At 42.1% G+C, this 16,622-nt stretch carries 13 protein-coding genes and 1 riboswitch; of the genes, 1 reads left to right on the plus strand and 12 read right to left on the minus strand.

Features of this window, described 5'->3' with window-relative positions; all coding sequences use genetic code 11:
* Positions 1–529 precede the first annotated feature (529 nt).
* Positions 530–991 carry a VOC family protein gene (locus tag AAH582_RS18230; protein ID WP_343319407.1) on the plus strand — a complete coding sequence of 154 codons (462 nt, stop codon included), beginning with the start codon at positions 530–532 and terminating at the stop codon, positions 989–991.
* A gap of 262 nt (positions 992–1,253) precedes the next feature.
* Here the strand turns inward: AAH582_RS18230 and epsC are convergent, their stop codons facing one another.
* The 12 genes from epsC to AAH582_RS18290 all read right to left on the minus strand — a co-directional run bounded on the left by epsC (position 1,254) and on the right by AAH582_RS18290 (position 16,529).
* Positions 1,254–2,063, minus strand: a complete 810-nt coding sequence (gene epsC / locus AAH582_RS18235) for a serine O-acetyltransferase EpsC (RefSeq protein WP_343319410.1) — start codon at positions 2,061–2,063, stop codon at positions 1,254–1,256.
* 79 nt (positions 2,064–2,142) lie between these two features.
* Complete coding sequence (locus AAH582_RS18240) at positions 2,143–3,861, minus strand: family 2A encapsulin nanocompartment cargo protein cysteine desulfurase (RefSeq protein ID WP_343319412.1); 1,719 nt, start codon at positions 3,859–3,861, stop codon at positions 2,143–2,145.
* 23 nt (positions 3,862–3,884) lie between these two features.
* Entirely contained in the window at positions 3,885–4,808 is a 924-nt protein-coding gene (locus tag AAH582_RS18245) for a family 2A encapsulin nanocompartment shell protein (RefSeq protein WP_046675170.1), read from the minus strand.
* A gap of 186 nt (positions 4,809–4,994) precedes the next feature.
* Entirely contained in the window at positions 4,995–5,258 is a 264-nt protein-coding gene (locus tag AAH582_RS18250) for a hypothetical protein (protein WP_046675169.1), read from the minus strand.
* A 34-nt stretch (positions 5,259–5,292) separates the two neighbouring features.
* A riboswitch (SAM-I-IV-variant riboswitch) is annotated at positions 5,293–5,386 on the minus strand.
* A gap of 155 nt (positions 5,387–5,541) precedes the next feature.
* The gene (locus AAH582_RS18255) at positions 5,542–6,450 is read right to left on the minus strand and encodes an epimerase (RefSeq protein WP_343319416.1); all 909 of its coding nucleotides are present in this window, start codon (positions 6,448–6,450) and stop codon (positions 5,542–5,544) included.
* Between the two features lie 45 nt (positions 6,451–6,495).
* Entirely contained in the window at positions 6,496–7,752 is a 1,257-nt protein-coding gene (gene soxC / locus AAH582_RS18260; RefSeq protein ID WP_343319418.1) for a sulfite dehydrogenase, read from the minus strand.
* A 6-nt stretch (positions 7,753–7,758) separates the two neighbouring features.
* Positions 7,759–8,370 (minus strand): c-type cytochrome, encoded by a 612-nt coding sequence (locus AAH582_RS18265; protein WP_343319420.1) that lies wholly within the window; start codon positions 8,368–8,370, stop codon positions 7,759–7,761.
* Positions 8,363–9,970, minus strand: a complete 1,608-nt coding sequence (locus AAH582_RS18270) for a hypothetical protein (protein WP_343319422.1) — start codon at positions 9,968–9,970, stop codon at positions 8,363–8,365. The genes AAH582_RS18265 and AAH582_RS18270 overlap by 8 nt, the downstream gene beginning before the upstream one ends.
* Positions 9,971–9,990: 20 nt before the next feature.
* A complete protein-coding gene (locus AAH582_RS18275; protein ID WP_343319423.1) occupies positions 9,991–11,328 on the minus strand; it encodes a hypothetical protein in 1,338 nt (445 codons plus the stop codon).
* A 13-nt stretch (positions 11,329–11,341) separates the two neighbouring features.
* Positions 11,342–12,679 carry a RagB/SusD family nutrient uptake outer membrane protein gene (locus tag AAH582_RS18280; RefSeq protein ID WP_343319425.1) on the minus strand — a complete coding sequence of 446 codons (1,338 nt, stop codon included), beginning with the start codon at positions 12,677–12,679 and terminating at the stop codon, positions 11,342–11,344.
* A 5-nt stretch (positions 12,680–12,684) separates the two neighbouring features.
* The gene (locus AAH582_RS18285) at positions 12,685–15,714 is read right to left on the minus strand and encodes a SusC/RagA family TonB-linked outer membrane protein (protein WP_343319427.1); all 3,030 of its coding nucleotides are present in this window, start codon (positions 15,712–15,714) and stop codon (positions 12,685–12,687) included.
* A gap of 476 nt (positions 15,715–16,190) precedes the next feature.
* A complete protein-coding gene (locus AAH582_RS18290; protein ID WP_343319429.1) occupies positions 16,191–16,529 on the minus strand; it encodes a hypothetical protein in 339 nt (112 codons plus the stop codon).
* Between the last annotated feature and the right edge of the window lie 93 nt (positions 16,530–16,622).

Raw genomic sequence — 16,622 nt, forward strand, 5'->3', positions numbered from 1 at the left:
CACTTTAACCTAATCAATAAGCTTTATAAAAATATCTCAACGGAACTTGGTTTATAGGGAGACCATCTTTTGGGCCTTCCACTTTTGACTGCCTGAACATTGAGGGAGGTCAAATAGACGACTTTAAAGAGTCTCCTAGAAGTAGTGGGTTCGACTATAACCATTTCCCAATTAAACCACAGGTTTATTAAATTTTTCCAACCTACGTATAAAATCACCGCCAACTTTAACAGTAAAGTATGTGCTATCCTAAATACGACCTATGACAAAGCTATCGCCCTATTCACTTAATCGTCCAGATAGTGCGGAGGGTAAACGAACTAAGAGGGCAATTGTCCCTGAAAAAATTAATTCTTACTGCTTAGTCAGTATATACAGCTCTTTCTTGCCCTATGCCAAGTCGATCAAGGAACAAATCTCTTAAATTTGTAAGACTGCAAATGATTAAAATCCAGATAGAATGGAATAGCGAATTATCAATTGTAGGCTCATACTGAAAAAGGAAAAAATTACAAAAAAATATAAAGCTATGCAAAAGATTATTCCAAACCTTTGGTTTGACAGCAATGCGAAGGAAGCCGCAGAATATTACCTATCGGTTTTCAAAGATGGAAAAATAATAAATATTACGTATTACCCGAATTCAGAAACTGAAGGACTGGCTGATTTCCAGAAAGATTTCGCTGGGAAAGTGCTTACCGTAGAGTTTGAGATTTTGGGAATGCGTTTTATCGGGATCAATGCCGGACCGATATTCAAATTTAACGAGGCTATTTCGTTGATGATCCCTTGCAAAGACCAGACTGAAATAGACTACTATTGGGAAGCACTTACATCGGATGGAGGACAGGAGAGCGTTTGCGGATGGCTGAAAGACAAATACGGATTAAGTTGGCAGGTTTCTCCTGAAAATTGGGAAGAACTCAACAAAAGACCTGGCGCATTCAAAAAAATGATGGGAATGAAAAAGATCATTATTGCCGATTTCTAAACAGCAGCAAAGATTACGAATGGAGATGGTAGCAACGCGAACACAAAAAAGACTACTAAAAAAGTAGTTTTTTTTAAAAATATATCATTCTTTCTGAGTATCTTTAATTATCATAATATTTTTAGGTTTATAATTGGTTATTTAAGGTTTTCATCTCCCCGTTTGAAAACCTTTTTTGTTTTAAAAGTACATTAATCAATGGTATACCCTATCGCTGCAAATCCATATAGACGATCACATCGGATAGATTTACAAAAAAGTCTCAGCGATCAACTTTTGAATGGATAAATTGTATTTGTGGTTTATGGAATACTGTTGTGTCTGGCGGTACACTGCTTGTTATCCAGACGTTTCCCCCGATCACTGAATGATGTCCTATACGCGTATTCCCGCCCAATATGGTTGCTCCCGCATAAATAATCACGTGATCTTCAATAATCGGATGTCTTCGCTGACCAGCCAATACCTTGTCAACACTAAGGGCTCCTAATGTGACCCCCTGATACAACTTAACGTGGTCGCCGATAACCGCTGTTTCGCCAATAACCAGGCCAGTTCCATGATCAATATGAAAGTGACGTCCAATGGTCGCTCCCGGATGGATATCTATGCCTGTACGTTCATGCGCATACTCGGTCAAAATACGAGGAAATAAGGGTACCCGATCTAACCAAAGCTGATGAGCCATGCGGTACATGCAAATCGCAAGAAACCCCGGATAAGTGCGTATGACCTCACTTAGATTGTTGGCCGCGGGATCGCCATCCAGCATAGCCTGAGCATCTTCAAGCATCAGATGATAGATGTGCGGGAGGTTTTCAAAAAAACGTTGGACAATTTCGCGATGATCGCAGCCTACACAGTCTTTACTGTTCAGCAAAAGATCATATAGCTCATTTTCCAAAATTGTAAAAGTTGCTTTAACGGCTTCTACCGTAAGCAGCTTTTTCGAATTGCGTTCTGGAAACATAAGCCGAAATACATCTCTTGCCCATTCCCAGATACGAACGTTACTGGGCATATCATGCGCAGCCTGTTGTCTGGCAAATAAAGTGCTATAAAATTTTTCCATTTCTTCTTTTTTATACTGATATCCTGAAAAAGGCCGGCAGCTAAACGATCTCCCTAACCGCCAGCTGCCACACTTTTAATTAGTAAAATCGTTTGTTTCGACTGGCCAATCTCTCCACCGTCAACGCGAGGAGATCGATCTCCTGATGTGTATTGTAGAAGGCAAGGGAGGGCCTTACCGACGACTCATACCCCAATCTCCTCAGGATCGGCTGTGCACAGTGATGACCTGTCCGAACGGCTATGCCGACTTCATTCAATGCCTGGCCAACTTCGTTGTTGCTGTATCCAGAAAGGGTAAAGGAAAGTACACTGGTTTTTTCTTTCGCTGTACCGATCAAAGTAACACCAGCAACCTGTTTCAACGACCGGGTCGCATAATCCAATAGATCATGCTCGTAGTGATAGATGTTATCAATGCCGATAGCCTGCACATATCGGATTGCAGCACCCAGGCCAACAGCATCGGCAATATTGCCCGTACCAGCTTCAAAACGATTGGGGGCAGCATGAAATTCTGTTTTTTCAAAAGATACATCACGGATCATGTTTCCTCCGCTTTGGTAAGGCTGGGTATTGTTTAGGATGTCTTCTTTACCATAGAGCACGCCAATGCCTGTCGGGCCAAATATTTTATGTCCAGAAAACACAAAGAAATCGGGATTTAGGTATTGAAGATCGATTGCAATATGGGAAACCGACTGCGCCCCGTCCAATAGGACTTTGGCCCCGACCCGATGCGCTGCGTCAATAATGGCTTTTGCCGGTGTTATTGTACCCAGCGCATTACTGACATGAGTAAAAGAGACTAATTTTGTTCGGGAACTGAGCAGTTTGCTATACTCATCAAAAAGCAGATTACCCTGCTCGTCAACCGGGATTACCCGGATCTTAAAACCTTTCTTTTGACTCAATTGCTGCCAGGGAACTATATTGGCGTGATGTTCCAAATAGCTAATTATAATCTCATCATCTCGGCCTAAATGCTGATCTCCCCAACTATTGGCAACAAGGTTGATGGATTCGGTCGTGCCACGCGTAAATATAATCTCATTGGGTGAACTGGCATTTAGAAAGTTCTTAATGATATTTCGCGATTCTTCGTAGGCATCTGTAGCACGGGCAGCAAGTTCATGTGCAGCGCGGTGTATATTGGAATTTTCAGTCTGATAAAAGCGCGATATCCGGTCGATAACAACTTGTGGTTTCTGAGTCGTCGCGGCATTGTCCAACCAAACGAGTGGTCTTCCACGAACAGTTTCCTGCAGAATAGGAAAATCGCGACGAATTGACTGAACGTCAAAATGGGATTTCAACGTATCGTAAGGCAATGGAGACGTATTTTCAACTTTAGCCCCTGACTTTATGAAATAGAATGAATTTATACTATCACCCAGTGGTATCTGGGTACTATGTTGAAAACTTGTTAATTGCTGTAATGTCCCTCGTAGTGTATCAAGTGGATTATCAGCCGTTTCCTCAAAGGGTAATTTATTGACCTGTGGCTCTATACCAATGCCCGTAGCAGGAGGAAGAACTGGATTGTAAATACCAGGCTGCCTGCCATTTCCTGCTAGGGGGATAGTCGCATTTTCTCTATGAAAATTTGGATCATGAAAACCGATTGCGGGATCTTCCAATTTGAATGTATTCAGTTTAGGATCAGGAGCCGGTTTTTCAGGATAGATTGCTTCTCGGGGAAGATCCCCAGACAGAAGGTTTTCAGTCGGAACTGCCTTAAAATACTTATTTGCTTCTTCCGTTAGAAATCTTTCGAAATCAATATCTAAATGAGACATAGTAAAATCTTTTAAGGAATGATCTACTTATAATTGTAGCTGTGGTACTGTGTGATGTCCACATCGTCCAATACAGCCACAGCATCGTCTACGAGAATGACCAGCGAACAATATAAAGATATCAGGTAAGAAGCTATAGCTTTATCATTAATTCCGGTAAACTTGATGGATAGGCCCGGTGTCTGTTCGCCCGGCAAATTAGGTTGATAAAGACCAATTACCCCCTGACGTGCTTCTCCTGTACGGATCAACAGAATTTTGGTCTTCCCATTTACAATAGGCACTTTATCACTGGGAATCAATGGGATGCCGCGCCAGGTTAAAAACTGTGAACCGAAAAGTGATACCGTGGGTGGTGGGACGCCACGGCGTGTACATTCGCGTCCAAAGGCCGCAATGGTGAGTGGATGAAGCAGAAAAAAACCAGGCTGCTTCCAAACCTTTGTGATCAATTCGTCCAGGTCATCGGGTGTAGGAGCTCCAGATCTGGTCTTAATAATCTGTTTGGCCGCCACATTGCTCAAGATTCCGTAATCGGCATTGTTGATGAGCTCACTCTCCTGCCTTTCTTTAATTTTCTCAATTGCCAATCGTAACTGTTCACTGATCTGGTTATAGGGCTTGCTGTAGAGATCAGAAACCCGTGTATGTACATCTATCAGTGTATTGACTGCATTTAGATTATACTCCCGGGGACTTTCGTCATAATCAACAAATGTATGTGGCAAAACACTCTCATCTCGTCTGGAACAGTCTACCTGAATACTGTCTTCGCCGACGACTTTGTTTAATCGAAACACACCCGATTCAACAGGTGTCCATTGCAATAAATGAACCAGCCATCGGGGTGAGATACTTTCAAGCTGTGGAACGGTTCTGGTGGCAATCGCCAGGTGTCGTGCAGCGACATCGCCCAAGGCGGTCTGTTGTGTTGGTTTTTCACTCATATTGTAAAAGTTTAATAAAATTTGGAATAGATTAAGAACACCTGAAAAAGAGTGGAAATTCGATCGTGGACTCTTTTTAAAAGAAGGATAGAAACTCTATCTTAATTTAGAGCAGACTTTTCAGTCTGCCCCTCATTATTTAGTTTAATAAATTAATTAGAAAGGTCGTAATAAGTATTTTAATTTTTATACGATCGGCACAAGCCTATTGTCCTCCAATCGCACGGCAACTTGTTTTACTGATGTAAAACCGTCTTCTCTCGAAACAATATGTGATAGATCAAGGCCCTTTTTGGAAAGGGTGCTTAACAGAGCGGCTCGAAAAATCGTTTTGGATGATCCCCACCCCCGGCCTGACACCGTATCGTTATTAAATTGGATTAATTCATTAATCGAATAATGAATAAGCGTTTCAGATAAGTGTTCATAAAGACTTTTTGTTGTTGCCATACAATTTAAAAATTTAAAGGGTTAAACTATAAATTGTATTCAGTTTTTTTGGCCGAAACCCATATTAATTAACCACCGTGGTAAGTCTACTCGGTTGGTATCGCGCGATGCAATTCTGAATACTCTATAAAATTAGTAGATTTTATTTAAATTCCCTTATCTTTTTGAAAATAAAAGTTTTATTTATTTTTACCGGGTCAATTATTGTTTCTATCCCTCCTATTTTGTTAACTGATTTACCCTGATCATTCATCAGGGGCTATTAATGCCAACACAAGTCTTGTTATTTTACCAAATCGTTCAATGCGCATTCAATTTCCCCAAATTCAAAATCAAATCCATCTTCCAAGGTAAACTTAGTTGTCCCGGAAACAGGCTGGAGAAGGATACTTGAATCTACCGCTTTAAAAAACGACCCGATACGGGCAAAAGTCCTTGGAATAGGCAAGCCAAAAGATGCTCCCGAACTCGCTCTGAGCGCTTTCATGAATATTTCATTGGTAACGGGACGGGGGCTACATGCATGATAAATAAGCCGTGGTTGTGTCTGCTCAATTATCCACAACACTAATCTCACAAGGTCGCGCTCATGGATCCAGCTCATACATTGGCGTCCGTTAGAAATTTTACCACCCAGCCCCCATCTAGCCAGCGGAAGTAATTCAGCCAGCATGCCCCGCTGTTTTGATAACACTGGACTGACGCGGAGTATCACTTTAAGTGTCTCAGGCAGGTCAAATGCTGAAAAAGCAGCTTCCCATCTGGTGGTGAGTTGAGCTAGATACCCCTCTCCAACCGCTATACTTGTCTCATCCTGCAATTCATTTAATCCAGAAAAAAGAGAGATACCGGAAAAGTTTATCCAAAGCCTCGGGGGGCTATCACAAGCTGCTATTGCTTTTCCTATAGCATTCGTCGGTAAAAGACGGGATTCCTCCAAAATTGCCCTATTTTTTCGCGTGAAGCGGCATCGTATACTTTCGCCACTCAAGTTGATCACGGTATCCGCACTTTCCAGTACATTACCCCATGTACCCAAATCCTCTCCGTCCCAAAATAAATAACGTGCGCCGTCCTCTTTCTTAGGCTGTTTTCTGGACAAAATCAAAACTTCCCATCCCATTTCCAGAAACTTCTTTTTTAGGGCTGTTCCAAGATGGCCAGTCCCTCCAGCAAGTACAACTCTTCTCATATCGTCAAATACACTTTAAAATAGCCCTTGAATTTAATGCAGAGATCAAATGCCCTCGACATCCGCAAGGTAGACTTCCCCTGTTTTCTCAATATCCCATCCAACGACGGGATTGAAATGATAGCCCGACTTCGATTCCCGCGCCTTGACCAGTTGATGATATGTAGGTTGCACATACCCTGTCTCATCAATTGCTTTACTGAGCACACGTGTCGGTTTCCCGTCCCAGTTCCACATGAATTTAAAGGCAGTATGTGCTTTTTCCAGTACGGGTCCCTGTAAATGTGCTTCATTCCATGTCTTACCATTATCTGTACTCACCAATACTTTTGCCACCTTTCCACGACCGCTCCACGCTATGCCCCGTAGTTCTTGCCAACCTTCTTCAATTTTTTTCGGATAGGCAGGAAAGGTAATAATAGATCTGGCATCCATTACCAAACTAAACATCCGGATTTTTCCACCTTTAACTTTCTCGGTGTATTTTGATGTTTCTTCCCTGGTCATCACAGGTTTGTCCGTCACTTCAATCCGCCGCAACCATTTGATTTGTGTATTTCCTTCAAATCCTGGAATGACCAGGCGCATTGGATAACCTTGCTGTGGTCGAATAGCCTCTCCATTCTGGCCATAGGCAATGATCGCTTCGGTCAGTGCTTCTTGCAAGGGTACACTGCGCGCCATCAAAGCACCGTCAGCACCTTCCGCCAGCAGCCATTTGGCTTCGGGCTTAACCCCTAAGTCACGCAGTACGGTCGATAGCAATACACCTGTCCACTCACTCTGGCTTGTTAAACCGCAGACTTCTCCAGGCGTCATTTCCCGTTTTCCATAACGAAAATTGCCGGAACATTCAATAAAACAGATTCGCGATACGGAAGGATATTTCTTGAGGTCCGAAAGTTTTAATCGGATAGGCTTTTCTACTAATCCGTGGATAAGTAACTCATGCTGCTCGGGATCGATGTCGGGTATACCGGCGTGATGTCTCTCAAAATGGAGATCGGAGGGCGTAATTGTGCCTTGCAGATCTTCCAAAGGCGTACGGGAAGCCGTGGCGTAAGTAGCTATACGCTTAGGGCTATCGAATTTAGAACGATAGCCTACTTCAGATGATGGCCTTCCCTGTACTTTGCTGGGATCGACCGTAATTTTGGAATCGAAATCAGGCTCTACAACCCGATTGGATAGATGCTGATAGGTCACAAGACCTACCGCAATTGCTAAAAAGAAAGCTACTGTCACCGTCAACAAACGGACAAGCTTTCGTAGCTGTTTTAAATGTTCTTTTCCTTCAGACATATTCTTTTATCTAACCTGCGGACCTCCCTGGCGATCATCTAACACGTATCTTTTCCGCGCGGGCATCTCTATTTGAGGTAAAGTTGTTGCTGTAATTTTATGCTCCTCTTTTATGACTCCGTTCAAGTACAACAGATAAGCTGTAATATCATAAACCTCTTGATCTGTTAGTGAACCCGGGGCGTTAAATGGCATGGCACGACGCACATAATCAAAGATTGTTGTCGCATAGGGCCAGTAATTACCAATGGTATTGCTCCCCGTTGAATCTGTGACCAGCTTATCTTCAGGCCCTTCATATCCATGGGCGCCATGGCAACCGGCACATTTTTGTCGGTATACTACAGCACCATTTTTAGCGGTTCCCTCACCATTGGGCAAGCCTTTCCCGTCGGGGCGGACATCGATATCCCATTTGGCTATAAAACTTTTATCTGCGGGACTTCCTATCCCAAACTTATCCGGCCATGTTGCCTGGTACGCATCAAGTCCCTCCGACCAATCTGTTTCACGCTGCCGCAAGCTCGTGGCAGATGGGACGCTATCACCCGTTTCGCAACATACGAGGAAAGCTACTGCGCCGCCAATCGAAAGATATACAGCTCCATGTTTAGTCATACTGTCCAGCAACCAATTTACCCAGGGTAAGCTTATAATCTTTTATAACCTTATCTAGCACCACATAAAGCGAATCACGATTTTCGTCAATTCCGCTCAATATGATCCTATTGCCTTGATTAGAGACCGTATAATGAAGAACGAAACGCTGTCTCATTTCTTTTCTCGCTAATTCATCTGCTTTAGCAAATTCCCGAATGCGGCGTGTCGTCCGCGCTTTTGGATGCACATCATTTACCTCATGGGCAAATTTATATTTCACCGAATCGGGAATCCATTCTGTTAAGGAAATTGCTGGAGTGTCGGCAGATAGCTTTTGCTCTTTCAGATAGTTTCGAACGCCGCCATCGCCACCTTCGCCCGCTGTTACATTCCGCTCATCGGGAATCAACTTAAATTTATCCTCCAGGTACAATGTTTTGTTATCCTTATCGGCGTAATAATGAAAAACACGCTGACCTCCGGCCACACCTGAAATTTCAAAACTTCGGTTTACATCCCGCTTCGGGTCGCCGCCCCCATTTGAAAGGTCCAATCGCAAAGGCCGATTGACCCGAAAGGTCAGCGTGGACCATTTTTCAAACGTTGCAGACTGCCAACGAATGCTATCGTACGGATTAAAAAGTCTTGTTTCTCCATTTAACTTAAATTCCGTTACATTAAATGTTCCCCGCAACTCGTTTACTCCAGGCGATGAGGGCTGTTTGTAAGGATCATACCGAAAATCGATGTATTGCAGATAGAAAAAGACGCCAACAAAAACAAATAAGACGAGAGCTTTGAGGCCGATTCTAACCAAGTTAATACTGGGTTTAAAATTAGGCAAATACAGTTCGATCTTCGCGGCAATTTCTTTGACAAATAAGGTATAGAAAGGTTTGTAATATGGCACAAGTAAAAATAAGCTCAGTAATACGAAATACGAACTGTAAACATGTACCCCGCCATCGTAAGCAAAATTCACAACAACAATTGCGCCCAGAGCACCTACCAGCAATGCCGCGCCAATAGGTACCGTTTTCCGAAAGAAAAGCATCGTACCTGCACTCACTTCGAGTATACCCGCAAAAACCTGATACCAGGGCACGATTCCAAACGAAAGCCAAAAGATCTTCTGTGCAGTTAAATCACCGTAGTCGGTATCCAAAATCCCCAAAGAGGGATAGGGCATCTGTACAGGAAAAAGTTTTGTAAATCCAAAGCCGATAATACCCAGACCAGCTCTATAGCGTACCACAACATTGAGCCAATAAAACAGCCTGTTGTATTCCGATCGCTCTCTTTTGAGTAATCGTAGCACAAATGTCCAGATCAATGCGGCTACGATGGAAAAAAATAAGGTATTCACCCAAATACTATACCCCTCTAACCGGTAGCCAAATGTAGTTCTGCCAAACCAATTTACACCCGAACCGAACCGACAGATATCATACAGGTCGCGATAATCCAAATTAAACCAGTCTATTGAAAATACTTGTTTGTACCATAGCGGATTATTAGGTATAGATATTATAATAAAGAAAATAAAGCTGACGCGAAATGCAATGAGCTGAAAGGCAGTCCACCGGGCACTACCTAACGACGGATTATTTATTGACATCTTCAAAATAGTTTAAACGTTTATAATTTGTATCCAAGTCCTTGGCGTCCGATCTTCTTTACTTCGTATAGTAAGTATTTTTTATCTACCTTACGGAGATTGACCTTCACCGTATTTCCGTGTGCATTAACTCCGACCAAATTCACATGGAGGCTGTCTGGCCGCTCTACTTTAAAGCGATAGGTATCATTCGGATAATTATTATTTGGATTTTTAAGCGCGATCGTGTCGCCGCTAATCGTATACCGATAATAGAGGCGGTCTCCGGTCTGGGTGAATTCATAATCTTTTTGCTGATCTTCCCGTTTGAGAAAGGCGGCGGGGGCTATATCCTTGAAAACTGTATTTACTTTTCGTACACTTATTGTATTCCATCGCTCAAATACGACGTCCTTCCACCTTACGCTGTCAGTTGGTGAAAACGCCAATGTATCTCCATTAAAAATAAAAGTATCCACTAGATATTTACCTTCGATAGCTGGCAGACCAGCTTGGTTTGGATAATGTAGCGATTGATCCGGATGCTGGTATACCGAATAAGACCTTACTGCCACCAATAACACAAACACGAACACGAAGCTTACTTTGAGTGCTATCCGCCATTTTGACCAGCTTATTGTTTTCCAATCCAATTTCCACCCGGCGGGAAATGTTTCTTTAAGAGAGACAATCAGTGATCCCAAACGTTGTACATCATACAGAAAAATGGGCAAAGTCAATAAGATAATATAAATAGAAACAAAATAGCTGGACCCTTGATACGCCAAATCGGCCAAAAATGCATTTCCATAGAAGGGTATAACAAAAATGACAGACAGAAAAGCTGTTTTCCGAAAAAGCAAAAGTGTCGCGGCAACAAGTTCAACAATACCCAAAAAAACCAGATATGCTGGAGCTGCCGATAAACTTAACAGCAGGTGCTTCCAATCCGCAAAATAACCATATGCTGTGTTTAAATGACTCAAGGATAGCTCAGGAACAAATATGGGAAACAGTTTGAGAAAGCCGGCTACAAACAATATAGCAGCTAGCTTAAAGCGCACAAATATTCTTAGATAATAATAGTATAACTGCTCCCTAACATCATTGTCGGTATTGTCTCTTTTCAGCCAAATAACAGCTCCTACTAATGCAATAATCAAGATCAATATCCAATCTTGTATACTATTCTGTTCACCGAAATAGTGCGGCAAAAATGTCACTAACTTGAATACGTCCGCAATAAAATATTGCCAGCTGATCGTAAATAACGTTTTATAGAATTCTGGCTGCAAGGGCAGACTGAGCAACAAGATAAAGAGTATGCTCACACGAAGAAGATACTTCTCCGGTTTGTGTTTTTTAAAATATAATGCCATCTGACGTCAATATTTAGGATGAATAACCTGGATTTTGTTTCAGTGCCGGATCGGCGAGAATCTGACTATAAGGGATGGGCAACAACAATCGGAATGATTCGCCTATTCCCAATACCTGCTGTGCTCGACCTGTCCGAACCAAATCAAACCACCGATGCGCCTCAAAAGCGAATTCAAGACGGCGTTCATTCTCAATCCACAACAAGAGCTCGCTTTTACTGGTTGTGAATGAACTATCTGAAAGCAAAGCTCGTTTTCTAACTTTATTGAGATCTGCCAAGGCTAGATTATAGTCGTTTAATTCAGCATAGGCTTCAGCTCGAATAAGATAGAGCTCAGCAATTCGGATGACATAAGTCGGATCGGCACCTGAACTTCTGTAATATAAATCACCGTACCAACGATTTTGGTTATCCTTAGCAATTAATACACTCCTCGCACCCGCTATACTCGCATTTGTCAATAACGTAACCAGGGGGTTACTAGGAGCCCATTGCCTTGTACCTCCATTCGTTTGCGGTTGCCATTGAGCCCGGTGCGGATTTGGTTCGTTGGTGCTGTAAAATAATTCGAATACCGATTCTCTGGTTCCGGTAACGTCATTTTTAAAAAAGGCATAATAAGGAACGATGAGTTCATAATTGGATTGGTCATCGATCAATAATGTTGCATAATCTCTCGCTTTCTCCCAATTCTTCTGATAGAGATAGTAACGGGCCTTTAAAGCCCATACGGTTTTCTTGGTAAAAGCAAATCGATCTGTTGTGCTGCTTAAAAGACCTTCGGCCAAGTTGAGGTCATCAAGAACTTGCTGATACGTCTGTTCAACTGTACTACGTGCGATGCCGATATTATCGCCTACTTTGTCTGTTGGCTCCTTAATTAATGGAACTCCACCCCAGACGCGCACCAAATCAAAATAGGCCAATCCCCGAATGGCATACGCTTGTCCTAAAACCTTATCCTTCACGGCTGTCGGTATTCCATCGCCTTGATCATTCGTAATTGCGCGAATGACGTTGTTCGCACGATTTATCGTTGTGTAAATCCCATTCCACGTAGATGCTATTGTTCCATTCTCTGGATTGACTTTGTGGTTGATAAACTCCTGTATTTGTGACTGTGACCCTGTCCATTGAACATTATCGCCCGATAAATAGGCAATAGACTGATAATTTACACTGTAGTAACTTCTCAATGCATCATACACGCCACTAATGGCCGCATTGGCGGATGTTTCGTCTTTGATGATACCATCTCCTGAAATAGAGGACTTGGGGTCAACCTCTAAGAACGAAGAGCAGTTTGTAAATAAGAGGAGGTAAAATATATAAATAAATTTTGTTCTCATGACCTTTATAAAGTTAAATTAACACCTAGCTGGAAACTTCTGGGCTGGGGCGGGGTTCCCAAATCAATTCCTTGTTGATTTGCTGCACTGTTCGCCGCCGATTCGGGGTCAAGCCCTGTGTATTTCGTAATCGTGAATAAATTGGTTGCCTGCACATATATTCTCAACTTTGAAAATGGCGATTTTCCTAAGCTCTTCGAGGTGAAATTATACCCTAAGCTTAAAGTCCTAAATCTCAGATAGGACCCATTTTCCAACCATCTACCACCACCATCTTTGTAATTATTATTATTTACGCCATCAGAACGCGGAACATCGGTAATATCTCCAGGCTGTTGCCAGCGGTCGAGATTAGATTTAAAAATGACCCGCGCAGCATCTCTGGCGCCGCCAGCCTCTCCAAAAAATCTATTGTGATTGTATATTTCGTTACCTATAGAGAATGTAAAGAATGTAGTCAGATCAAAATTTTTATAGGAAAAATCATTACTTAATCCCCCGAAATAATCTGGCCAGATGCTACCCAAAATCTGCCTGTCTCCAGTTGTTATACGACCATCACCGTCCACATCTTCGTACACCGCATCACCTGTTTGTGGATCGACATATAATTGTTTGTATAGCCAAAAAGAATACATAGGATATCCTTCCCTGAATTGAATAAGATCTCTACTACCATAATTTTGAGGCGTCGCTAATTTCTCGATCTTGTTTATATTTCGGGCAATATTAAAGGAGGTACTCCAAGAAAAAACATCGTTTCGGATATTCAGCGAGCTCACGCTCAACTCAAAACCCTTATTACTGATCTCCACAGCATTGTTTGTAAAACTGCCAAAACCTGTGGTCCCAGGTAAAACTTCCGTCAATAATCCGTCTTTGGTATATTTGTAATAGTAGTTTAGTGCCGCAGTTAATCTATTGTTCAATAAAGCCGCATCCAGACCGATGTTAAACTGGGATGTCGTCTCCCAGCTAAGCTGTTGGTTGGCTAATTGTTGAGGAAAAACTCCAGCAACACCTCGGTACGAGGACCCCACACCCGACCACAATTGCCTTGAAGCAAAGGAATTGATGCCATTTTGATTTCCTGTGAGACCATAACTGGTTTTTAGCTTCAGGTCATCTAAGAAAGCAACATCTTGTAAAAAGCTTTCTTTACTTAAGCGCCAAGCAGCACCGATTGCCGGAAAATAACCCCATTGATATCCTTTATTAAACTTTGAAGACCCATCTGCACGTAAGGAGAGATCCACTAAATATTTGTCATCAAAGGCATAATCTACCCTTCCAAAAAAGGATGCCAGCTTATATTGATCCCAGTCTTGGTTGCCTGTTGTTGTAGCAGCGGTATTGATTAGTTTAAAGTCATTTGTTGCAAAGCCCCGACCTTCTGCAGAGGTGAGCGAAAAATAACTACCCTGTAAGGTATTTCCCAACAATGCGCCAATGGTATGGCGGGAGCCTAATCTTTTCCGGTAGGTCAATGTTTGTTCATTGATCCAGGTTGTTGCTTGTGAAATTGCAGAAGTGGCCAATCCATTTACACCACTTCCAGCAATCAGCAATTTATTCCAGTACTCGTGTTCATTGTAATTGTTATAATCCACACTAAATGTCGAACGAAACTTCAATGCTGGTGTAATCTGATACTCACCATAAACATTTCCGATATAGCGCAAACTTGTTGATCCCACATCATAATTATCCAATAACAATGTTAGATTGTCAAATCCGGCTCTACCCACCAGAACACCTTGGTCATTGTAGGGCGATAGATAGGTCGGCGTATGTAAAGCTGCCTGTAAAATACCTCCTTGAGGACCATCCCCCGCACGACCTTGGTTGCGTCCCGTCCTCGAGATACCATTACTCGATCCTATTTTAAGTTTATTGTTTATTTTCTGGTCTATGTTAAAGCGAAAATTAGCCCGATCAAACGATATTGGTTTCAAGATGGATTCCTGTTTGTTATACCCAGCGCTCAAATAGTAAGCGGTATTATCACTACCACCATAGACAGATAGATCTGCATTATATACTCCTGCTGTCCGAAAAGCTTCCGAAAGCCTATCGTACGTCTGTTGTTCAGCAGGTAATCCTCTCCCCCCGTCTGCAATAGGCCTAAATGGTTGCGCCTGACCAATATTTTTAAAATACTCGTTTACCAGTTCAGCGTGTTCGGGCCCCGAGGTCAATTCCCATAGTTTAGCGGCTTTTGCCTTTCCTGCGTAAAGGTTGATATCAATCTTTGCCGATTGTGCATTTTTCCCCCGTTTGGTTGTAATCAAAATCACCCCGTTAGCACCCCGTGATCCATAAAGAGCGGTTGCTTCAGCGTCTTTCAGCACTTCAACATGTTCGATGTCCGAAGGGCTCAGATCTGCAATAGGAGACGTTGCCTTCCCGCCTGTATTGATCGTTTGCAGGCTCTCTGAATTTAGAAACACACCATCGATGACATACAAAGGATTATTGTCTGCATTGATAGAGGTTGCTCCCCGCAAACGGACGTGCAATGCATCTCCTGGTATTCCGGAACTGGCCGCAACCTGCATGCCAGCCACCTTTCCTTGGAGCTGTGCATCAAAACTACCTGTTGGGATGTCTTTTACAGCTTGTTGAGATACCCGATCCACGGCACCAATAAGATTTTTTTTCGCTATAGTTGTATACCCAACAACGACGACTTCATCCAGACTTTCAGTAGATCTATTTAATTCGATAATTGCCGGAGACATTTCAATGACAAGGTTTTGAGTTGTATACCCAACCGAAGTAACGGTTAGCTTAAAAGGCAATTTTTGTCCTGTTACAAAGGAAAATTTTCCTTTTCGATCGGTTTTCACGTTATGTGTTACTGCTTCCAGCTGAACGGTAGCACCTTCTATAGGTTCTTTTGTCGTGGCATCAATTACCGTTCCCGAAAGAGAAGCATTGATAATCGGTTTTGTTTCTTGTGCCCATACTGCTGCGATAGAGGCCCAGATAAAAAAAATAGAAAGCGAGTACGAAAATACTCTACGATATTTCATAGTTTTGGGTGTTTGATAGTGAATACTGCAAGTGCCAACGCCAATTGAACTTGATATTTGCTTATTAAATCAAAGGGAGGTGTAAACTTCCCTTTGTCGTTTTAGGTACGCATTCGGTGGGAAATACAATAGAGATTAACACAATCAAATCGTGCTCGAAGAGAAGAAAATCGGGTTTGATGTAAATTTTTCATACGTTTTATTAATGGTTTAGATTTTATCGTTGCCAACGCCAATTGAAACAAACGATGCTAATATAAAAATATTTTTCATAAAGACTACTATTTTAATAGACTTTATTTACATCGTTGAGCCTATGCAGTTCCACCACATTGAATATCATTACCTATGTCGCAGCTTTCGAGGCAAAATGTAGATTATTCAGTTAGAGATAAAAGAGCTCTTAGAAGCTACTAAAAAACGTATAAAGGTTAATAAAAACTGCCTCAACAGTTGAGCAGTTTTTTTATAGGGTATTAATCCAACTTTTGATTATTGTGCGAGAAATCATCTACTTTCTTTTCGCCGATGACTACATCACCGCGGATGGATCTTAAGTAGCCTTCAAAAGCGATATTCAATCCTTCAATGATCACTTTATCATGTGCATCAATATCGCCAAGTATTTTCTTGTCGTCATAGCTATCGCCAACGATTGCCAAAACGCAGCTCGAGCTTTGTTTTGGAAAAAGTCCAACACCTATTATTTCCTCGCCAAATTTCACAAACCAAGTTTCTTCGTGATGGTCGTCCGTCGTGTTTGGTATATGTATGGCCTGGCCGAGGTCTTCACACTTAATCATATCAAAATTCATTGTGCTCTGTTTATGTTATATAACTAAGACAGCACTAAAAGGAATATTGTTTTTAGAAACTTCATCACGATTTCACCTTTTCCTTGGAGTGCA

Origin of the sequence: Sphingobacterium multivorum, assembly GCF_039511225.1 — a bacterium.
GTDB lineage: Bacteria > Bacteroidota > Bacteroidia > Sphingobacteriales > Sphingobacteriaceae > Sphingobacterium.